Below are 20,520 nucleotides of genomic sequence, written 5' to 3' on the forward strand. Positions count from 1 at the left end.
AGAAGCTTATTTTAGCTTCTCTTTTTTATTTATGTTCACCGATGTTCTCATTTGTATAAGAACCGTTTGATACTGCGTTTAGGTGTTTTCTCAAATTCTTCGTCACGGATCGTGAATCCTGCTATTTGACAATATTTAGGTAGCCGTTTATTTACTTCGGCTATTTCCAGTTTCATCGTTTCGTCTATTGAACGATTGTTGGGGTGGAGTTTCAATACTTCCTGATCGGGATATATAAGAGCGTGTATTTTTCCATCCCGTTCAACAGCAAGAGATTCTCCTACGAAATGCACATTATTAAGCAGTTGTTCTATTTCTTCCGGGTAGATATTCTGTCCCGAAGGTCCAAGTATCATTGTTTTGCTCCGTCCTTTTATATATATGTATCCGTCTGTATCCTGAGTTACAAGGTCGCCGGTGCGTAGCCATCCGTCGGGACTGAGTACTGCTTCGGTTGCTTCGTCGTTTTTATAGTAGCCAAGCATTGTGTTCATACCTTTTACTATAAGTTCGCCGACCACGTTGACCGGATCATCCGAGTCTACTTTCACTTCCATCCGGTCTACAGTTTTACCGCATGATGCCGTCCGGTATGTTTCCCAGTAATCGTATGCGATAAGAGGCCCGCATTCGGTCATCCCGTATCCGACAGTATATGGAAATTTAATCAATTTCAGAAAATTACCTACTTCTGTATCCAGAGCTGCACCGCCTACTACGATTTCGACTGCCTGTCCTCCGAAGACAGTAAGCAGTTTTTCCCTTACTTTGGCGTATATTTTATCTTTGATAAATGGAATTTTCAGAAGAGTTTTAGTCGGTTGTTTCTGTAACTCCGGCAAAACTTTGGAGGTTATAATTTTTTCGATAATGAGAGGTACAGCTATAATGAGGGTTGGTTTAACCTTTGCAAACGCATTCATTATAATCTGAGGCGACGGAAGGCGTGTCAGAAAGTGTATATGGCATCCTTTGGCGACAGAGAGTAGTATCTCGAAAGCCAGTCCGTACATGTGAGCCATAGGCAGCATTGATACAATACCGTCTCCCTGCTTTACAAATTGGATATTTTCTATTGCGAACTGTGTGTTCGACCACAGGCTGCGGTAAGGAATCATTACTCCTTTGGGCTGGCTCGTAGTCCCTGATGTATAGTTGATGAGGGCAAGTTCTTCGGGTGCCTCGGTATGGAATTTCAGGTCATTGACGGTAAAACCATTAGGGTACTTTTTCTCGAATTCAATATCTATCTCATTCATTACCCTGTTGAGGTCTTCGGTGTATGATTTAGCGATGGAAAAATCATCGATAACGATAATGGTTTCTACTTTGGGTATTTTTAGGGGATCGACTTTCTCCCATACGTGTTCACCGGCAAAGAATACTTTGGCGTCGCAATGGTTTACAATGTTCTGGATACTTTCGCCATCGAAGTCGTGCAGGATAGTGGTGACAACGGTGCCATAAGACATCGCTGCAAAAAAAGTAACAGCCCAATTGGTACAATTACGTCCGCAGAGTGCCACTTTGTCTCCTTTCTCTAATTTGAGAGTATCGAAAATAATGTGCAGCTGAGCAATACGTGCGCCAAAGTCTTTGTATAGCATCGTATTACCATCGTAATCACTGAAAACAGGCCTGTCCCAGTTATTGCGAATACCTTCTTCGATTAGTCCCAAAAAACGGTTTTTTATGTCGTTTTCCATAATTTTATATGTTTTTCTTTTTGCCTAACAGTTTTACTTCTCTCGTATATTCTTAAATAACAGTAGTGTAGAGTAAATAGTTTGTTTATTGCATTGTCAACCTGCCTGATGAGGCTTCTTGTGGGTTGATAATGCTAATAAAATCACTTATACAAATATACTTACAATAATTAGTTTTGCAAACAGATACTTAAGTATGTAATCGATTTGAACCTTTCGTGAATGAAAATTGTATTTGATCGATATTGTTTTGGATATTATATACTTGACTTTGTTTTAAACAAAATCTAAATAATTTTAAGAAAAAATATCTAGAATGACAGGTTGTCTGGTAATTAACTAAATTCAGTATCCTTTTTTTATAGTATCTTTGCTGTTAAAGAATATGGATACTTTAGACTCGATCAATAATCTTACATATGATAAATATGGTATTGTTACAAGCTGCAGATGAAGTTGATTTATCAACTCTAAACACAATTTTACATACACTTCTAACTAAGCTGGCAAGCTTGGGAGAACGTATAATTTTCGCTGTAATTATTTATTTTATAGGGATATGGGTTGTTAAACTACTGAAAAAACTGATAGCACGTATTCTCGAGCGTAAACGGGTGGAAGGAGCTGTTCTTTCATTTGTTAATAATATGGTCGATGCCCTGCTCAAATTGGTGCTCGCACTTATTATAATAGGTATTCTGGGGATTGAAACGACTTCTTTTGCTGCAATACTGGCTGCTGCAGGTTTGGCTGTAGGTATGGCTATGAAAGATAATTTATCTAACTTTGCGGGCGGAGTAATGATTCTTTTGAATAAACCATTCAGACTTAATGACTCAATAAATGCCCAAGGTGTTGAGGGAGTAGTCAAAGAGATAGGGATACTTTATACCGTATTGCTTACCGGAGATAACAGGACTATCTATTTACCGAACGGCCCACTTTCGACCGGGACTATTGTTAATATAACAGCTCAGCCTCAGAGACGGATTGATATTACTTTGAATATTAATTACGGAAACAGTGCCGAAGATTTGAAAGTTATTTTGGATGGCATAATCAAGCGTAACGATAAAATACTGAAAGTACCACAGCCCTTTGTCGGTGTGACACTTATTAATAATGGAAATTTTGATATTACTCTGCGTGTTTGGGTACAAACTTCCGATTATGGGGATGTGAATGTCGGTTTGAATGAAAGTATATATAAAACTTTAACAGAGAACGGAATATATGCGCCGTCTTCGCTATTGGTGCGGATGGCTGAATAATCAATATGAATTAGGGATAAATTAAAGAACGTATTTAAAAATAACATCATGAGAAGAAATGTCATTTTTGTCATAGTATTCGCACTTGTCATTGTCGGGTTAGTACAATTGCATAAATTAAGTTTACAGGAAACCGCAACAATTCCGATAGAAGTAAAGGGAATAGTAGAATTGAAGTATCCTTCAGAATTAGAAGAGCGAACGGATATTCCGTTTGAAAAACTGATTGATCCTGAATATAAGAAATCATTACCGGATACAATTGATTATGAGTCTTTCCGTCCCCATAAAATCTTTTTAGAGAGAGGTTTTGACGCGAATGATTCGGAGCAGTTAAAAGATTTTTCGAACATCGTAATGAATGCGAATGAAATTAATGGATTTGATGCAAATGCATTGTCAGAAGATATGATACGCCAGATTTCGGAAAATGTGAGAACTGCAATTGAGCAGAATACATCAAAAACTACTTACCGGATAGAGAACTGGAAATCGTATCCTGTTACAGAGATCAATGGGGCTAAAGCTTTCAGATACGAATATTCCCAGACAGATACAGTGACCGGAAAAACTACAAAGCTACATATGACATATCTATTTAAGAATAACCGGCAATTTGAAATTCTGCTGACAAGTTCTCCGCAGAATTTTGATCATTGGCTGGCTCTTTATAATCAGATGGTAAATACCGTAGTAATAAAATAACTCGAACACTAATTATTGAATTTATACAGATAAAAAATGATGCAGAATAAAGTAAAATTGCTTTTACTATTGGTATCGCTACTGTTTTCGCAAGTTTGTACCCTGACAGCAGAAGCCAAAGGTAAAGATGATAAACTGTTGATGCAGAGAATTAACGTTTTAAATATGGGGGTACTCGAATATCCATCAGCGATAGAAGAGAGAAGCGATATCCCTTTTAAATTACTGGTTGATGAAGAGTATCAGAAAATGCTGGGGGATACAGTCGATTATGAGAAATTTCGTCCGGCACTTATTTTCTTCGAAAAAGGATTCCAAGCTCCTGTTTCCGGACAGAAGAGAGTTCAATTTCCGTATATTACAGTAACAGTTATGTCTGGAACTTACAGGTTTCCGAAAGAATTGAGTCAAGTTCAAAAAGAGACATTGGAAAATAATATCCGGCAGGATGTTCAGGCTAATCTGGAAGGTACAAGCTTTACAATAAAGAAATGGGAACCGTTTGCGTTTAATCGGATCAATGGCTTGTTTTCTATAGCCTATTCGTATGAACAGGTATTGAATGGGAAAGATGTAACGAATAATATATCTACTTACCTTTACGATTCGGATGTGCAGTTGCAGATTACATTATCGGCTCCTAAAAAAGATTATAAGAAATGGCTTACATATTACAATTCCATGGTGCCGACATTTGCCCGTTCGATAAATATCGCAGATATTGCAACCCTGTATTATCCGACCACAGTAGCCGAACGTAAGGATGTTCCTTTTAAATATCTGGTTGATGATGAATTTAAAAAGATATTGGGCGATTCGATAGATTATGAGAAATTCCGTCCGGGATTATTGTTCCTCGATAGGAATTTCGAGATAACGGATACAACAAAAGTTGACCCCTTTGGAAATATATCGATTAATGTCGTACCCGAATTTTATGATCGGGTATTGGATAAAGATTCGCTAAAAATAGACGTGCTTAAAGAGAGGATAAAGGCGAATGTACAGAGTAATATAGATTCAACAGCATATAAGATAACCCGATGGGGAGATTTTACTGTTGATGAGATAAAAGGGCTTCCGATGCTTCGTTACTCCTACCAACAAAAAATGGAGGGAAAAGAAGCTAATGATATTCGTGCTGCCTATATTTTCGATAAAACTATGCAGGTACAGATGACGGTCTCGGCTCCTGAAGGTGTAGCAGCTAAGTGGAATGATATATATGATACTATACTTGGTTCATACGAACGCCTACAAGCGATACCGGGTAGAGGAACTATTGTTTATCCGGCCGGATTAGAAGAGCGGAGTGATATTCCATTCGTGAAGCTGGTCGATAATGAGTCGAAAAAGAAGTTAGGCGATTCGATAGATTACGAAAAATTCAGGCCTACACGTCTGTTTCTAAAGAAGAGTTTCAATGAAAATGATCCATTGCAATTAGCAGACTTTGGAAGTATAACAATAACAGATCGAAATGGGGATTTTACTCGTTTGAACGATTCCGATTCGGTAAGCTCAGATGTTATAGAGAAAGAGTTCAGGGCGTCGGTAGAACGTAATCTTTTGAGTACTAATTATAAGCTGGTAAACTGGGATTCTTTTGAAATAGAACAGAAAAACGGATGCCGCCATATTTCATATTATTATACTCAGCAAATAGATGGGGCTGAGCCTAAGCATATAGCTACTACTCATATTTTTACGGATAATTCGCAGACGACTATTGTTTTAACATGTTCCGATAGTGAGTATTCGTTCTGGAAGCCTGAGTATGACTCTATGGTTGATTCGTTCCGCTTGATCGGCTGGCGTTAAATAGGTTTTAATTCTAGTGATAACTAAATAATAATAAAGGGTTGACTCGATATAAGTCAACCCTTTGTCATTATCTTTTAATTGAGATAGTTATGTGTTTTTTCAAAAATTCACTTTTAGTATCTTTCGGATCTGAAACTTTGCAATAACAAATAATCTCCGATTGCTTCCTTTAGCGCGGTTGACAGGCTCTTATCTGCATTTATGACATCCAGTTTCAGGACTTTACCTTTTTCTTTGAATGTTGCTGATTGCAGGTTAAACTCTATAGTTGCATTTTCGAATTTTCGAGACTCACCCGAATCGTTGCTATCCATAGATACAAATTCGAGCTTTGATAACATATCATTCGGCTTATCGTAAAATAGCCATAGGTATTCTTGTGCTTTGTCCGCATTGATAAGTCCATTTCGTTTGATTTCTACGATCGCTACTTTTTCGTTTTCGAAATGATATAAAACTTTATAATTAAGCTTTGACATGTTGGATAGTATGAAGTATGTAATGATTCTGTAAAGATATAAGATAATCTGCGGATAATTGTTTTTTAGTTTATCCTTTTCTCCGTAGAAGTGCTACCAGCCAAACAATAATAATAGAAAGTACAACAGAGCAGATTATTGAAGCCGTATATTTGTCTTCCTCAAAAGTATAACTAAGCTGGCCGATTGCCCAGATGCCAAGAACGGCACCGGCTATTCCTGTCGCGATATTGATTAGTATACCGTAGCTTTTACTTTTCATAATTAGTCCTCCAAGTAAACCGGTAACTATGCCTACAACTATAGCTATATATATAAGTGATCCCATTTAGAAAATATAAAAATAATATTTCGTTTTTAGTTTCTCAATCTTCCTATTTGTATAGATAAGTAATCTAAGGCAGGTGTAGTGTAAATCAGCTAATGTTACTGCTATACAAATGAATACACAAGAGACGAACTTTAAATTCATGCCAAATATAGTATAACTTTTTAGGATTGAAAATGCCTGTTTTGTATTTTTATGACTTTGCGTAAGTATACCCAAAGCTCTTTTGTCATTTTAATGTTAAATAACTAATTTTGGGCTGGAATTAATTCTGACCATGAATAATTAGTGAGAATGATTCGTATATTTGATTTCTTATTAGAAACAATACTTCGGAGGCTATGAGTCGGGTAAAGAAAAAAATTTATGCTATAATCAATCCAGTGTCAGGGACTAAATCTAAAAAGGAAGTCCCCGATATGCTTGCTTCTATTGATGCCCATAAATATGATGTACATCTGCTTATAACAGGGTATGAGGGACATGCTACCCAAATTGCACTTGATGCAGTTAAGGAAAACGTAGACTGCGTTATTGCTGTAGGAGGAGATGGCACGGTTAATGAAGTTGCCAAAGTTCTGATAGATACGAATGTAGTACTGGGGATAATTCCCAGTGGATCGGGTAATGGACTGGCCAGAGACCTTAATATACCTCTTAATTTAAAAAAAGCAGTAGAAATTATAAAAGAAGGAGTTGTTTCGCAGATAGATTATGGAGTGGCCAACGGGCATATCTTTTTTTGCACCTGTGGTGTCGGATTTGATGCTCTGGTGAGCGAAAAAGCTTTGAACCAATCGAGTAGGGGGAAGTTGATGTATGCGAAAAGTATGTTGGATGTGTATGTCAATTTCAAGCCCGAACGTTATAAAATAACTACACCGGATGGGAATTTTGATGATAAGTCCTTTTTAGTAACTTGCGCAAATGCTTCCCAGTACGGATACAATGGATTTATTGCACCGGATGCTAATATGCAGGATGGAAAGATGAATATTGCCATTCTCAAGTCTGTGCTTCCTATGAATATACCACAAACGGCTTTACAATTGGTTTCAAAAAACATAGGAAATAATTCTAATCTGGTTGAAATTATAACTTCGGAAGCTTTGATTGAACGCGAATCCGATGGTGTGATGCATTTAGATGGTAATGCGATACAAACAGACAAAAATATCTCAGTGAAAATAGTAAAACAAGGTTTGAAAGTATTGGTTCCCCGTGAGATTGAGAAACCGGCATTCGATGCCCAGTCTTTTTTGACGAATATAACACGGTGGATATAATAATTTTCGCTTTTGTATTATGATTTTTTATATTCAATAAAAGAATAGAGGGAAATCTGATTATAAAATAGACGGAAGCAAAGAATTTAGATTTATGAATATTTCGTTTTGTTTTCGATTTGTTTCGTTTATTTCTTACCTTTGCTAATAAATTAGAATAAGATGTTACCGAATCAACGGAGGGAAAAAATCCTCGAGTTAATAAAAGAAGATGGACACGCTAAGGTACAAGACCTAAGTAGGATATTTAAAGTGACGGAAGTCACTATCCGGCAAGACCTGGAAAAGCTCGAGAGTGAAGGGCTTATCGAAAGGGAGCACGGAGGAGCTATCCTTAGTAATGTTGGAAGTAATGTCAAGAATATAGCATTGCAGAATCAATCCAATATGTCGGCTAAAATGGCTATTGCCCAAAAAGCCCTGACTTACATCGAGGATGGGGATACAATTATTCTTGATTCGGGATCTACAACAACTGAGATAGCTAAGTTGATATCCGGGTTTAAGAACCTGACAGTTATAACCAATGCATTGAATATCGCCCTTATTCTGGGGGCTACTCCCGGAGTTAATCTCATGGTGACAGGAGGAGAGTTTAAGCCACCTACGCTATCTCTTACGGGACAAAAGTCTGCTGATTTCTTTAATAATCTGAATGCGGATAAATTATTTCTGGCAACAGCAGGTATTAGCTTGAAGGCGGGCTTAACTTATCCAAGTATCAGCGATTTATGTGTAAAAAGAGCTATGATTGATTCTTCGGATGAGGTTTTTCTTGTAGCGGATTCTTCTAAGATAGGACTTAATTCGTTTGCAAGTTTGGGTGCTTTATCTCTTATCCACCATTTGATAACCGATTCGGATATTTCAAAAGAAAATGTAAATATGTTGAAAGAGCATGATGTAGACTGCATTATAGCCACTATATAAAGATATATAACGTACTTTCGTTTCTTTTCGAAAGCTCGGCATTTAAATAATGTCGAGCTTTTTTTATTTCGTAATTCGTTGTTTTGTAGATTGTTCGTGAAAATATGCTATAAAACATGAAAAAATAAATCTTCGAATATTTTCGTTTTAATTTTCGTTTTCTTATGTTTGTGTTGTGAAAGTAAAAATAAATCTGGTAGAATCGTAAAAATACATAAGAAATGATTAACGAAAGTTTAAAGTTACGAGCTGAAAAAATAAGGCTCAGACTTATCGAAGTAATTTATAAGGCGAAAGCAGGACATACGGGGGGAGACCTTTCGGCTGTTAATGTATTGACTGCACTGTATTTTCATACATTGGACGTAGATGCAGCTAATCCGAAAATGGAGAATCGGGATCGTTTCATTATGAGTAAAGGGCATTGTGCCGAAGCTTTATATTGTGTGCTGGAATCTGCAGGATTTCTGACTAAAGAAGTTGTAGATACTTATGGAGACAATTATTCTCCGTTAGCAGGTCATCCAACAGTGAAAAATCCGGGAGTCGAAATCAATACAGGAGCTTTAGGACATGGTTTGTCGGCAGGTGTCGGCGTAGCTCTATCGGCAAAGATCGATGGTAAGGATTACAAGACATTTGTATTGATGGGAGACGGTGAGCAGGCCGAAGGTTCTATATACGAGGCTGCAATGGCTGCTAATAAATATAAATTAGATAATCTGGTCGCAATAATAGACCGCAACGGGCTTCAGATCTCAGGTTCTACAGAAGATGTTATGCCTTTGGAGTCGATAAAAGAAAGATGGACAGCCTTTGGTTGGGATGTAATCGAAATGGATGGGGATAATATGGATGTTATTGTAAAAACATTCGATAATATAAACTTCTCTAATAATAAACCTCACTTAATAATATCTCGTACAACTAAAGGAAAAGGTATTTCTTACATGGAGAATGTGCCTAAATGGCATCACGGTATTCCAACTGCAGAGGAATACGAAAAAGCAGTCTCTGAAATAAGTGAGCGTATATGTGCTTTAAGTGAGTGAAGCTTCAATAGTCTGATTTTGAAGGGATATTAGTTCATCTTTTGATTTCAGGTAGCAATTGCAAACGATTGAGGTTTAAAAAAAATTGAAGAAAATATTGACGGAATAAAAAAATACAGATATGTTTACAGCGAATAAAATACCGTGCCGAAAAAGTTTTACAGATACATTATTGGGGTTGGCACGTAAAGATAAAGATATATTAGCCGTTACTTCCGATGCTTCAGGATCTGTAACACTGACAGATTTTGCGAAAGAGTTACCCGGTCAGTTTGTAGAAGTAGGTATTGCCGAACAAAATGCGGTAGGAGTGTCAGCCGGTTTAGCTTCTACCGGAAAGAAAGTTTTTGTCTGCGGTCCGGCTTGTTTTTATGTAGCCAGAAGTCTCGAACAGGTGAAAGTTGACATGGCTTATTCACAGATTCCGGTTAAAATATTGGGTGTTAGTGGAGGTGTCAGCTACGGAGCTTTAGGCTCTACGCATCATAGTTTACATGATATCGCTGCTTTACGCACATTTCCGGGTATGCAGGTGGTTATACCGAGTGATGTGCGACAAACCAAAAAACTTGTAGAGCAATTGGTTGATTACGACCATCCCGTTTATGTACGTGTCGGACGTAATGCGGTGCCGGATGTTTATGAAAACGATGATTTTGAATTTGTAATCGGAAAAGCAAATACTTTAACCGAAGGCAATGATTTAACAATCATAGGAACAGGAGAAACAGTATTCCATTGTTTACAGGCGGCAAAAATGTTAAAAGAAAAAGGTGTCAGTTGCCGAGTAATAGATATGCATACTTTAAAACCTGCTGATACAGAAGCTATTGTTAAAGCAGCAAGAGAAACCGGACGCATTATTTCGGTAGAAGAACATAGCATACATGGCGGATTAGGCGCTATTGTAGCTGAAACTGTATCTCAAAATTGCCCTGTACCTGTTAGAATATTGGGTATTCCGGATGAAAATGCCATACATGCCCAACCGTTAGAAATATTCCGTCATTATGGAATAGACTACAATGGAATCTATAAAACAGCACTTGAGTTTTTGAATACTTAACCATGTAAAAAACATGAAGTATATTATTACCATAGATCAAAGCACATCGGCTACGAAAGCCATATTATTCAATGAAAAATGTCAGTTGATTAATAAAGTTTCGATGCCACATAAACAATACTATCCCAAACCGGGTTGGGTCGAACATGATGCGGAGGAGATATACGATAACTTAATTTTGTCTCTGAAATCTCTATTGCAAAATGTTAAAATAGAGGCAAGTGCATCGCTGTCTCTGGCTATTACCAACCAGCGGGAAACAGTAGTTGTTTGGAATAAGTTAACCGGAAAACCTATTAATCATGCAGTTGTATGGCAATGTCAGAGAGGTGCAGAAATCTGTGCAGAACTTGAAAAACAAGGCTATGCAAAGGTTATAAAGGAAAAGACAGGGTTGATCATTGATCCATATTTCTCAGCCAGTGGTGTAAAATGGTTGCTCGATAATGTTGAAGGAGCCAGAGAAGCTGCCGAAAAAGGCGATCTGCTGATGGGGACTATCGATTGTTGGCTGATCTGGAAATTAACAAAAGGGGAAGTTCATGCAACGGATTATACAAATGCATCGCGAACCATGCTCTTTAATATCAATACTTTGGAATGGGATGAGGAACTATTGGATATATTTACCATTCCGCAAAGTATGATGCCCGACCTGAAAAGTTGTGATGATGTATTCGGAAAAAGTGACTTTGATGGATTACTCTCTCTTCCTATCCCTATTGCCGGAGTTATCGGAGACTCGCACGGTGCCCTTGTCGGGCAGATGTGTTTTGAGAAAGGTATGGCTAAAGCAACTTACGGAACAGGATCTTCCCTTATGGTTAATATTGGCGAAAAACCTATTTCCGCACCCGAAGGGTTAGTTACGTCAGTCGGATTTTCGGCCTGTAATCAGGTGTATTATGTAATTGAGGGTAATATTCATTGTACCGGAGCTACTATAAACTGGATGGTTGAGGAGCTGAAACTGATAGATAATTCGAAAGAATCCGAGTCTTTAGCAAGTAGCATACCTAATAATGGGGGTGTATACCTTGTACCGGCTTTTGCAGGGCTGGGAGCTCCATGGTGGAATCCTCATGCCAAAGCGATTATCGTAGGTATGACATTGGGTACAGGTAAAGTGCATGTTGTCAGGGCCGGATTAGAGGCAATTGCTTATCAGGTGAAAGATTTGGTAGACCTTGTGAAAAATAAGGCACATATCGAATTGAAAGAAGTAAGAGCTGATGGCGGACCAACAAAGAATTCCTTCCTGATGCAATACCAGGCTGATATGCTGGATACAAAGATAAACCGGTCGGATATTGAAGAGGCATCAGCTATTGGAGCGGCTATAATGAACGGATTGTCACAAAATCTATGGGAGAATCTGGAAGAAGTTGCCAAACTAAGAGAAAAAGATAATTATTTCTACCCCGATATAACTGTTAACGAAAGAGAATCATTACATAAAGGCTGGCTGGAAGCCGTAAATATGATAAAATAAACAACACAAGTATTCTAAAACTCTGCCAGCTAAATCATTGAATAAACATATAGTAACCAATATAAAAATTTAATATCATGTTAAAGTATTTTGGAGCCGATGCCAATTTTTCATTGGAAGGGCAAGTTGCAATAGTTACAGGAGGTGCAAACGGAATAGGAAAAGCTACTACAACCCTGTTTTTACAAAAAGGTGTAAAGGTTGTGATCGGAGATTATAAATCCGATGTATATGATGTAGCCAAAGAATTCGGTGAGAATTGTTTAGGTGTACAGATTGATGTAACGAAAGATTCGGATAGAAAGAATTTGGTTAAACAGACGTTGGACAAATTCGGGAAGATCGATATTTTGGTGAACTGTGCAGGAATGGTTGCCTTGGATTCGGCTGTGGATGTAAAGGATGAAGATTGGGATGCTTTACTGGCTGTAAATGTAATGGGTACTTTCAAGATGAATCAGGAAGTAGGCCGGTATATGATTGAAAATAAAATAAATGGTTCTATTGTGAATATTGCATCACAGGCCGGAACTATCGCACTTGATAAACATGTGGCTTATAGTGTAACTAAAGCCGGTGTTATATCCATGACAAAGATACTTGCATTCGAGTGGGGTAAATTCGGTATCAGAGTAAACTCGGTTTCGCCTACAGTGGTGCTTACCGAAATGGGTCACAAGGCTTGGGATGGTCCGGCTGGCGATGCATTCAAAAAAGAAATACCATCCGGGCGTTTTGCCGAAACCGATGAGATAGCAGGCCCGATAGCTTTCTTATGTTCGGGGGCTGCCGGTATGATTACCGGACACGACTTACTGGTAGATGGCGGTTATACTATTAAATAACAACCTCGATAATATCCCGCAGTATATACCTTAAAATCTAAATAATTACACGTACTCTTTGATGGTAAAATAAAGATATACTGCGGGTTAATTAATCTATACTGGTTTTTTCTTCAGATAACTTATACAAAGTCAGGATAAGTGAGATACTGTCTCACAAGGGATTATGCACCTTTAAACTGAAGGTTTGGGGGGACTTTTAACAACATTTTTCGATATAATCCTGCTTACTGATCGAGTAATTAATATAAATAGGTCTAAGACCTGAAAAGAAAAATTTATATGGGAAATAATATGCTAGAGTCTAATCCTTCAGAGGGAAAAACTATACTCGGCCTTAATGTTGAATTGATCTGGGGGCTGGTCGGAGTGCTGCTCTTTATCGTAGGGGACGGCCTTGAACAGGCTTGGATATCACCCTTTCTGATAGAAAAAGGAATGGTGATCGAAGAAACAGCCACTTTGATATCCATTTACGGTATTGCCGTAGCTATCGGTGCCTGGTTTTCGGGAGTATTAGCTGAGGCATGGGGACCCCGGAAAACGATGTTGGCAGGAGCTATACTTTGGATCATAGGTCATCTTCTGTTCCTATTGGTAGCCTTGCCTCAAATGAGTTTTGCTATCATGCTGCCTACTTATTGTATCAGAGGGTTTGGATATCCATTGTTCTGTTATTCGTATTTAGTTTGGATCACTTATAAGAATTCGCCTAAGACTTTGGCTACCGCAGTCGGTTGGTTCTTTGTAGCATTTACAGGAGGTCTTTATGTAGTATCTAATCTGTTCGCATCTTATATGATGCCTATAATCGGAAGCGTAGGATTATTGTGGAGTGCATTGGTTTGGGTATTAGCAGGAGTCCTTATTATTTGCTTTGCCGTGAAAGGAAGCATTCATGGAAACATAGGTGCTAAGGAGCAATTCAAAATACTATTGAGCGGGATAACTATTATCAAGAAGAATCCCCGGGTAGGAGTAGGGGGCTTGGTTCGCCTTATTAACGGAACATCTCAGTTCGCGATGCCTGTCTTTTATCCTTTGTTCCTTGCTCAATATGGTATCAGTACCGAAGAGTGGCTGCAGATATGGGCACTTGTATTCTTTGTCAACATATTCTTCAATATTATCTGGGGAGTTGTAGGTGATAAAATCGGATGGGGAAATGCTGTACAGATATTCGGAGGACTGGGCTGTGGATCTATATTACTGCTGATGGCATTTGCACCGCCTTTCTTCGAAGGGAATTTTGTGGCGATGTTGGTAGTTGGGGCTTTATATGGTGCGCTCATTGCGGGATTTGCTCCGCTCACGGCACTTGTCCCGTCACTCGAACCTACCTACAAAGGAGCAACTATAACGATGATAAATCTGGGAGCCGGTTTGGCAAGTTTCGTAGGGCCGCTTATCGTGGCAGTAGGTATTGCAAAACTTAAGGCTCAGGGAATACTTATCTGCTTAGCTGTAATGTACTATTTCAGTATTCTGTTGATGAACTATGTGAAGAAACCCGAAACAGAAAGACGCAAGGCAATGAAGGAAGCCGCACTGAGAGGTGAAGCACAACCCGAAGCCGCTGAATAAATTAAAAATATAACCATAGATAAAACTATAAGACCATGGAAAATTTGACAAGAACAAGCACAGAGTTTAAAGGCAAAACAGTAGTGATAACCGGAGCCGATAGGGGTATCGGAGAGGGTATTGCCGAAAGATTTGCCAAGGATGGAGCCAATGTGGTATTGGCATCGATAGATAAAAATGTTTTTGGAACAGCACAAAAGATTGCACAAAAGTACAATGTTAAGACATTGCCTGTATTGGTCGATGTGACGAAAGAGGAAGATGTGCAACGTTTGTACAAGGAAGCAGTAGACGAATTTAAGACAGTTGATATTTCAGTGCAAAATGCGGGTATTATAACTATCGAGCATTTCGATAAAATGACCCGTGCCGAATTTGATAAAGTTTTGGCTGTAAATACGACAGGTGTGTGGTTATGTTGCCGCGAAGCAGCTAAGATAATGATCAAGCAAGGGACCGGTGGACGCCTGATCAATTCTTCATCGGGACAGGGGCGCAAAGGTTTTATCTATACTCCGCACTATGCGGCCAGTAAGATGGGCGTAATTGGTATCACTCAAAGTTTGGCTTTGGAGTTTGCTCCTCATAACATCACGGTAAATGCATTCTGCCCGGGTATTATAGTTACCGATATGTGGGATTATAATGACCGTGTATGGGGCGAAATATTGAGCAACGACAAAAAGAAATATGCCAAAGGTGAATTGATGGCCGAATGGGTCGAAGGTATTCCTATGGGCAGAGCCGGACAACCGGAAGACGTGTCGGGGCTTATAGCTTTCCTTGCCTCTAAGGATGCAGCCTATATCACAGGGCAAACAGTTAATATTGATGGTGGTATGTTTTTTTCATAATAATGGTTTCATAAGGTCTATTTGCCGGAGTACTGTTCCGGCAAGTAAACCTTGAAAAACAGAAAAACGACACTCATACAATACTATTTTTTTTGAAAGATTAAACATGTATGCAGAATCTGATACTGTGTATGCTTGTCGGGTAGTTACCCGGAATAATTATACCTAAATAAATTGTAAGTCGGGTTTTAAAACCTAAACCTTATTAATACTAATTTTTAAAATTAAGATCATGAAAACATTGAAATTAACAATCGGGAAATTTCTAGCAGCGCTCTGTATCTTCCAGTTTTGTACGGGAGGAGTACAAGCACAAACGAAAAAAGGCGTAGACCGTCCGAAATTGGTGGTTGGTATTGTGGTAGACCAGATGCGTTGGGACTATCTGTATAAATTTAGTGACAGATATACCGACAATGGCTTTAAAAGACTTGTAGGCGAAGGGTTCTCTTTCGAGAATTGTATGATCGATTATCTGCCTTCATTTACCGCGATAGGTCACAGTACGGTTTATACAGGATCGGTTCCGTCTATACATGGTATAGCAGGTAATACCTTTATCGATCAGAGAACAGGGCTTATGAGATACTGCTCGGAAGACCCGAATGTGAAAAGTGTAGGATCTAATTCGCCTGAAGATAAAGCTGGTAAAATGTCTCCTTTTAATTTGAAGGCTACAACCGTAACGGACGAATTGAAATTAGCAACTAATTTCCAGTCGAAAGTAGTTGGTGTTGCAATGAAAGACCGTGGCAGTATCCTGCCGGCAGGACACGTTGCCGATGCGGCTTACTGGTTCGACGGTAAATCGGGTAACTGGATCACAAGTACATGGTATACCAAAGATCTCCCTCAATGGGTAAAAGATTACAATGCTAAAAAAATGCCGGATAAATATCTGAAGCAAGACTGGAATACATTGTTCCCCATCGATACTTATACTTTGAGTGTAAATGATAACAATAACTATGAAGCAGGATTCAAAGGGTTGGATAAGCCTTTATTCCCGATTAAAACTTCGGAATTGATCGAAAAGAATGGTTATGAGTTGATCGGCGCTACACCTTACGGTAATACTATCTCTCTTGAGATGGCGAAATTAGCTATTGAAAATGAAAAAATGGGACAAGGACAGTTTACAGACTTCTTAGCTCTAAGTTTATCGTCACCGGACAAAATCGGTCATAATTTCTCAATTAACTCTATTAAAGTTGAAGATTGTTATTTACGTCTTGACCGCGAAATTGCCGATTTCTTATCATATCTGGATAAAACAGTTGGTAAAGGCGAATACCTTGTATTCCTTACTGCTGACCATGGTGGTGGGCATAATGGTAAATTCCTTCAGGATCATAACTTACCGGGTGGATTCTTTATTTTCTGGGAAGAAGATAAAAAGATGAATGCGCACCTTCAGACTATCTTCGGATACAACGATCTTGTATTAGGCTTAGGTAACTATCAGGTAAACTTTAACTATAAGAGAATTAAAGAAACCGGAGTTGATATGGAGAAACTGAAAGCAGAGTCTATTAAGTATCTGAACGGTATCGAAGGTATGAATTATGTAGTTGATATGAACAAAATTTCGGAAGCTACTATACCTGCCAGAATAAAAGAGATGATCGTTAAAGGATATAATAGGAACCTTTCAGGCGAAATTCAGTTTATCCTCAATCCGGGAGTATATGATTTCGATTATCCCGATCCTCGCTTAGGAGGCACACACGGAACATGGAGCCCATTTGATACTCATATACCTTTCGTACTTATGGGATGGGGCATCCAGCATGGAAGTTCAAATAAAGAAGTCTACATGACAGATATAGCTCCTACAGTGGCAGCATTACTTCACATACAGATGCCAAGTGGTTGTATAGGAAAACCTGCTCTGAATACTAAATAAAAAGTGTTCGCTGCCTGATATATGCTTAAAAAATCCTAAGCGGAATAATAGGTTTGGTTTATCGATTTCTGAATATGTTGGGATGTATATGTCAGGCGGTGCCTTTGATTATTAAGGGATATTTATTAATAAAATCTGATCATGAGTATAAGTAAAAAATTAACCTTGTTAGTGGCTGTAGCTTTATGTTCGACAGTGGTTTCTGCACAAATTGAGGTGAAAGCAGGAGACGAAACTATAAAGATAACCCCATCAGGACGTGTTTATATGGACGGTGCATTCTATTTGGATGATGAAACGAAAATGGGAAATGGAACAAATATTCCGGATGTGAGGATTGGATTAAAAGCTGTATACCAGAAATGGGACTTCAAACTCGATATGGGGTATGCCAACAGCAAGGTGAGCCCAAAGGATATTCATATCCGTTACAACATCGATAAAACTTCTTTTATAAAAGCCGGATATTATGGAGAGCTTTTCGGATACGAAGCTTGGGAGAGTACGGCTTATGTTAAATTCAACGGAAAGAGTCCCAGTACCGGAGCATTCGAATCGGGACGCCGGATAGGAGTCGTTTACGAACGATGGGGAAAACAATACTGGATGGCTGCCGGAGTTTATGGCGACGGCGATGCAGTGAATAACACTAAGGAAGGCAACGACGGATATGCTGCAACAGGCCGTTTCTTGTATACACCTTTCAAAGAGCCGGGAAAAATCTTCCATATCGGAGCATCCGGTACTTTCCGCAAGGCAGATGCTAACGGATATGATGAAGATGGTAAAGAAAGTGCCAGAACTATTTCGTATGTGGCTTCTCTGGGAAGTACCAGTATAGAAAAAGGGAAACCGGTAAATGCGACTATCTCGGATGCCGATTATCAGGCTAAGTATAATGTCGAACTTTTGGGTAGTTACGGTCCTGTATTCTTAGTAGCAGAGTATTATCATACTAATGTGGAACGTAAAAATTCTATGCCCGCCTTCAAAGGATCGGGTGCATATGCTCAGGTTGGCTTTTTGGCGATAGGCGATAATTACAGTTATAATGATATTGACGCCAGATTGAAAACGCCAAAACCAAAATCACTGGAGTTAGTAGCCCGTTATGATTATTTGGATTTAAACGATGGCCATGCGCAAATATATGGTGGTACAATGAGTACGTGGGCATTTGCAGTTAACTATTATATAAACAAGCATGTAATTGCAAAAGTAAACTATTCTCATATGTCTATGGGCAAGAAAAACCCATTTGCAGCAGGCGAGGATGTAAGTGCAATTCAGGGCAGGTTTATGATTGTTTTTTAACTGGTATTTAAATATAAGTAAAAGCAAGTATTCGACGATATATTTTTAAAGTGTAACTGCTTATTCTTATTTTACTTACAAAAGCAATAAAAAAGGTCTGAGACCTTAATTCAATGATGATTATAAGCCGGCAATGGACAATCAGAAAAAAAGTTGCCGGCTTATAAATTGAAAAAGAATACAATTGGCTGAAAAAGATGTTATTGTAATCATTCCTAAAAATAGAAAGTTATGACTCCTTTATTTACTCAACGAGAAAAACCTATAGGTTTAGCCTGCGATCATGCCGGATTTGAACTCAAACAGTATATCAAAGATATGTTTGATGAACAGGGGCTTAAATACATCGACTTTGGAACACATTCGGGCGAAAGTGTTGACTATCCCGATTTCGGACATCGGCTGGGAAATGCCATAGATAAGGGTATTTGCGATATGGGTATTGCCGTATGCAGTACCGGTAATGGTTTTAATATGACTTTAAACAGGCATAAAGGAGTAAGGGCAGCCTTGTGTTGGAATTCGAGAATAGCTTATTATGCGCGAACGCACAATGCAGCCAATGTGTTGACTATTCCGGGAAGTTTTGTATCGGAAGCGGAGGTTTGTGATATGATTCTGACATTTTTCAACTGTAAGTTCGAAGGAGGGCGGCACGCTCGTAGAGTAGAAAAGATAGTACTATAATATAAAATTCAGGTAGAGGACAGAGATTACTCTGCATAGTTTGAGGTCTTAGTTTTTATTTAGACAGCGCTGATTTTGTAATGAAGTCAGCGCTCTTTTGTTGCTATGTTCAAAGGGTTTCAAACTATTCTCTTGCCTAGTATTTTTAATCCTCTTTCTGTTGTGTCTAATAGTGCAACATTAGGTAGGAGCGCCCATGTTTCGAACCCGAAACTATTAAAAAGCTTGAGGCTGGGTTCGTTATGTTCGAAGATAAATCCTAAAAGAGTTTTAATGCCGAATCGGGGAGCAGTATTTATGCAATACCCGAGAATCTGTTTGCCCAATCCTTTATTTCTGTATCTTGTATCAATATATATGCTGATCTCTACTGTTGCGTTATATGCCGGACGCCCGTAAAAAGACTGGAAGCTGGCCCAGCCAATTATTTCAGAATTTCTGTTTTCGATAACCCATAAAGGGCGTCTTTCCGGGGAGTGGTCGTTAAACCACTGTACTTTGCTTTCTACTGATACCGGTTCAGTGTCTGCTGTAACCATCCTGCCGGAGATTGTCGAATTATATATTTCAACTATTTGTGGCAGATCGTTTAAGATTGCATCTCTGTATATAAGTTCTTCCATTGCGTTGGCAGATGCTACGATTTGTATTTTATTTTAGATGCAAAGGTATCTATAATATTGTCTCTTAATTATAAATCCCTGTTGTTTTTATCTATTATATAAATAGAGATCTTTGGTGTATTGAAACTAATAATGAAAAACGAAAAAAGAAGAATAAAAAAAATATTCAAAAAAGGTGTCACTTTTGTCACCTTTGTCACTTTTTCAAGGCTAATCGATTGGTATAAAGTGAAATGGGGAGGTGACAAAGGTAACACTCATGTGACACTCGAATGTCACCTTTGTTTAGTTGCCGTCACCTTTCTATAAAGATTACAACAATAGCAGCAGAAGAAGGAATCTTTTTCGACTACTGATTCGGATTATTGGTAAAAGTTACTGGTTGTATCTCTGTAAGGTGTTATTATATACAGGTAAAATAATACGTAGAAAAAACATATCTGATACTATTTTGAATTTATATCGTATCTCTACCTGTTTGAAAAGACGGATTAAGCACAATTTTTATCCTTGAATTATTGCTGTCAATCGGTGTTTATGAAGTATAATTCTCAGCTTTGAAGAAAAG

The 20,520-nt window shown here is 38.4% G+C and carries 18 protein-coding genes; 14 read left to right on the plus strand and 4 right to left on the minus strand.

All coding sequences use genetic code 11. The features are described from left to right. Nucleotides 1-47: 47 nt before the first annotated feature. Entirely contained in the window at nucleotides 48-1,706 is a 1,659-nt protein-coding gene (locus BUC12_RS14010; protein WP_062178990.1) for an AMP-binding protein, read from the minus strand. A 428-nt stretch (nucleotides 1,707-2,134) separates the two neighbouring features. On the opposite strand from BUC12_RS14010, the gene BUC12_RS14015 reads away from it, so the two are divergent. Genes BUC12_RS14015 through BUC12_RS14025 form a run of 3 tightly spaced genes read left to right on the plus strand, consistent with a single transcriptional unit; the run spans nucleotide 2,135 to nucleotide 5,503 of the window. Then, entirely contained in the window at nucleotides 2,135-2,977 is an 843-nt protein-coding gene (locus BUC12_RS14015; RefSeq protein WP_070808575.1) for a mechanosensitive ion channel family protein, read from the plus strand. Nucleotides 2,978-3,025: 48 nt separating this feature from the next. After that, nucleotides 3,026-3,682, plus strand: coding sequence for a hypothetical protein (locus BUC12_RS14020; RefSeq protein ID WP_062178985.1), 657 nt, complete (start codon nucleotides 3,026-3,028; stop codon nucleotides 3,680-3,682). Nucleotides 3,683-3,718: 36 nt separating this feature from the next. Continuing rightward, a complete protein-coding gene (locus tag BUC12_RS14025) occupies nucleotides 3,719-5,503 on the plus strand; it encodes a hypothetical protein (RefSeq protein WP_139262066.1) in 1,785 nt (594 codons plus the stop codon). Between the two features lie 116 nt (nucleotides 5,504-5,619). Here the strand turns inward: BUC12_RS14025 and BUC12_RS14030 are convergent, their stop codons facing one another. After that, nucleotides 5,620-5,985 carry a hypothetical protein gene (locus tag BUC12_RS14030; RefSeq protein ID WP_062178978.1) on the minus strand — a complete coding sequence of 122 codons (366 nt, stop codon included), beginning with the start codon at nucleotides 5,983-5,985 and terminating at the stop codon, nucleotides 5,620-5,622. 70 nt (nucleotides 5,986-6,055) lie between these two features. After that, nucleotides 6,056-6,313: a GlsB/YeaQ/YmgE family stress response membrane protein gene (locus BUC12_RS14035; protein WP_062178975.1), complete on the minus strand. Its 258-nt coding sequence runs from the start codon at nucleotides 6,311-6,313 to the stop codon at nucleotides 6,056-6,058. 341 nt (nucleotides 6,314-6,654) lie between these two features. Here BUC12_RS14035 and BUC12_RS14040 point away from each other — a divergent pair, with 341 nt between their 5' ends. The 11 genes from BUC12_RS14040 (at nucleotide 6,655) to BUC12_RS14090 (ending at nucleotide 19,329) form a co-directional block, all read left to right on the plus strand. After that, nucleotides 6,655-7,599, plus strand: a complete 945-nt coding sequence (locus BUC12_RS14040) for a diacylglycerol/lipid kinase family protein (RefSeq protein WP_062178971.1) — start codon at nucleotides 6,655-6,657, stop codon at nucleotides 7,597-7,599. Nucleotides 7,600-7,761: 162 nt separating this feature from the next. Beyond that, complete coding sequence (locus BUC12_RS14045; protein ID WP_062178969.1) at nucleotides 7,762-8,529, plus strand: DeoR/GlpR family DNA-binding transcription regulator; 768 nt, start codon at nucleotides 7,762-7,764, stop codon at nucleotides 8,527-8,529. Between the two features lie 221 nt (nucleotides 8,530-8,750). Next, nucleotides 8,751-9,581, plus strand: coding sequence for a transketolase (locus BUC12_RS14050; protein ID WP_062178966.1), 831 nt, complete (start codon nucleotides 8,751-8,753; stop codon nucleotides 9,579-9,581). A 121-nt stretch (nucleotides 9,582-9,702) separates the two neighbouring features. Beyond that, complete coding sequence (locus tag BUC12_RS14055) at nucleotides 9,703-10,647, plus strand: transketolase family protein (protein ID WP_062178964.1); 945 nt, start codon at nucleotides 9,703-9,705, stop codon at nucleotides 10,645-10,647. A 13-nt stretch (nucleotides 10,648-10,660) separates the two neighbouring features. Then, nucleotides 10,661-12,139 (plus strand): glycerol kinase GlpK, encoded by a 1,479-nt coding sequence (glpK, locus tag BUC12_RS14060; protein WP_062178961.1) that lies wholly within the window; start codon nucleotides 10,661-10,663, stop codon nucleotides 12,137-12,139. 77 nt (nucleotides 12,140-12,216) lie between these two features. Then, complete coding sequence (locus BUC12_RS14065; protein ID WP_062178957.1) at nucleotides 12,217-12,984, plus strand: GolD/DthD family dehydrogenase; 768 nt, start codon at nucleotides 12,217-12,219, stop codon at nucleotides 12,982-12,984. Nucleotides 12,985-13,266: 282 nt separating this feature from the next. After that, entirely contained in the window at nucleotides 13,267-14,568 is a 1,302-nt protein-coding gene (locus tag BUC12_RS14070) for an MFS transporter (protein WP_062178954.1), read from the plus strand. 35 nt (nucleotides 14,569-14,603) lie between these two features. Then, complete coding sequence (locus tag BUC12_RS14075) at nucleotides 14,604-15,422, plus strand: SDR family oxidoreductase (RefSeq protein ID WP_062178951.1); 819 nt, start codon at nucleotides 14,604-14,606, stop codon at nucleotides 15,420-15,422. Between the two features lie 232 nt (nucleotides 15,423-15,654). Beyond that, entirely contained in the window at nucleotides 15,655-17,328 is a 1,674-nt protein-coding gene (gene pafA / locus BUC12_RS14080; RefSeq protein ID WP_062178948.1) for an alkaline phosphatase PafA, read from the plus strand. Between the two features lie 141 nt (nucleotides 17,329-17,469). Next, on the plus strand, nucleotides 17,470-18,642 hold the full coding sequence (locus tag BUC12_RS14085; RefSeq protein ID WP_062178946.1) for an OprO/OprP family phosphate-selective porin: 1,173 nt from the start codon (nucleotides 17,470-17,472) through the stop codon (nucleotides 18,640-18,642). Nucleotides 18,643-18,873: 231 nt separating this feature from the next. Further along, nucleotides 18,874-19,329, plus strand: coding sequence for an RpiB/LacA/LacB family sugar-phosphate isomerase (locus BUC12_RS14090; RefSeq protein WP_062178944.1), 456 nt, complete (start codon nucleotides 18,874-18,876; stop codon nucleotides 19,327-19,329). A 119-nt stretch (nucleotides 19,330-19,448) separates the two neighbouring features. Here BUC12_RS14090 and BUC12_RS14095 read toward each other — a convergent pair whose 3' ends face one another. Further along, nucleotides 19,449-19,952 (minus strand): GNAT family N-acetyltransferase, encoded by a 504-nt coding sequence (locus BUC12_RS14095; RefSeq protein ID WP_062178943.1) that lies wholly within the window; start codon nucleotides 19,950-19,952, stop codon nucleotides 19,449-19,451. Nucleotides 19,953-20,520 lie beyond the last annotated feature (568 nt).

The organism is Indolivaga macrotermitis (assembly GCF_900128985.1).
Lineage (GTDB): Bacteria > Bacteroidota > Bacteroidia > Bacteroidales > Dysgonomonadaceae > Dysgonomonas_A > Dysgonomonas_A macrotermitis.

Bases quoted from the DNA above. Each gene is read 5' to 3' on its own strand.
- BUC12_RS14065 (WP_062178957.1), top strand. From the start codon at position 12,217: ATGTTAAAGTATTTTGGAGCCGATGCCAATTTTTCATTGGAAGGGCAA.
- BUC12_RS14035 (WP_062178975.1), bottom strand. From the start codon at position 6,313: ATGGGATCACTTATATATATAGCTATAGTTGTAGGCATAGTTACCGGT.
- BUC12_RS14050 (WP_062178966.1), top strand. From the start codon at position 8,751: ATGATTAACGAAAGTTTAAAGTTACGAGCTGAAAAAATAAGGCTCAGA.
- BUC12_RS14095 (WP_062178943.1), bottom strand. From the start codon at position 19,952: ATGGAAGAACTTATATACAGAGATGCAATCTTAAACGATCTGCCACAA.
- BUC12_RS14010 (WP_062178990.1), bottom strand. From the start codon at position 1,706: ATGGAAAACGACATAAAAAACCGTTTTTTGGGACTAATCGAAGAAGGT.
- BUC12_RS14055 (WP_062178964.1), top strand. From the start codon at position 9,703: ATGTTTACAGCGAATAAAATACCGTGCCGAAAAAGTTTTACAGATACA.
- BUC12_RS14015 (WP_070808575.1), top strand. From the start codon at position 2,135: ATGGTATTGTTACAAGCTGCAGATGAAGTTGATTTATCAACTCTAAAC.
- BUC12_RS14090 (WP_062178944.1), top strand. From the start codon at position 18,874: ATGACTCCTTTATTTACTCAACGAGAAAAACCTATAGGTTTAGCCTGC.
- BUC12_RS14085 (WP_062178946.1), top strand. From the start codon at position 17,470: ATGAGTATAAGTAAAAAATTAACCTTGTTAGTGGCTGTAGCTTTATGT.
- BUC12_RS14045 (WP_062178969.1), top strand. From the start codon at position 7,762: ATGTTACCGAATCAACGGAGGGAAAAAATCCTCGAGTTAATAAAAGAA.
- glpK (WP_062178961.1), top strand. From the start codon at position 10,661: ATGAAGTATATTATTACCATAGATCAAAGCACATCGGCTACGAAAGCC.
- BUC12_RS14070 (WP_062178954.1), top strand. From the start codon at position 13,267: ATGGGAAATAATATGCTAGAGTCTAATCCTTCAGAGGGAAAAACTATA.
- BUC12_RS14025 (WP_139262066.1), top strand. From the start codon at position 3,719: ATGATGCAGAATAAAGTAAAATTGCTTTTACTATTGGTATCGCTACTG.
- BUC12_RS14020 (WP_062178985.1), top strand. From the start codon at position 3,026: ATGAGAAGAAATGTCATTTTTGTCATAGTATTCGCACTTGTCATTGTC.
- pafA (WP_062178948.1), top strand. From the start codon at position 15,655: ATGAAAACATTGAAATTAACAATCGGGAAATTTCTAGCAGCGCTCTGT.
- BUC12_RS14040 (WP_062178971.1), top strand. From the start codon at position 6,655: ATGAGTCGGGTAAAGAAAAAAATTTATGCTATAATCAATCCAGTGTCA.
- BUC12_RS14075 (WP_062178951.1), top strand. From the start codon at position 14,604: ATGGAAAATTTGACAAGAACAAGCACAGAGTTTAAAGGCAAAACAGTA.
- BUC12_RS14030 (WP_062178978.1), bottom strand. From the start codon at position 5,985: ATGTCAAAGCTTAATTATAAAGTTTTATATCATTTCGAAAACGAAAAA.